We start from the raw sequence: 225 nt of genomic DNA, 5'->3' as shown, positions 1-225 counted from the left end.
CTTATCGATCCTGCCGGTGAAATGCCCTCTTCCGCATGGTTTAACCAAAAGCAGCGGGAATGGGCCAACACCGCCGGGAAAATCCAAAGTTTCTTGAGGTCCAGAGGTTTCCTGGGCAAAAACGGCAAACAGCTTCCGGTAACGGGCACAGATGGTGAGAACACTAAGGAGGCCCATTGGAATTACTACATTTTCAGGGAAGCGATAGGAAGACCGTATAACCCC

1 protein-coding gene is annotated in these 225 nt (G+C 51.1%); it reads left to right on the top strand.

Annotated features, from left to right (window positions below; translation table 11 throughout):
* Positions 1 to 225 (top strand): hypothetical protein (locus Ga0451573_RS19620; RefSeq protein ID WP_231685902.1); only part of this gene is annotated, 225 nt, incomplete at both ends.

This window comes from Phosphitispora fastidiosa, from assembly GCF_019008365.1.
Classification (GTDB): domain Bacteria; phylum Bacillota; class Thermincolia; order Thermincolales; family UBA2595; genus Phosphitispora; species Phosphitispora fastidiosa.
The sequence above is the reverse complement of the archived record's forward strand: the minus strand, read 5'-3'. Positions and strand labels throughout refer to the sequence as shown.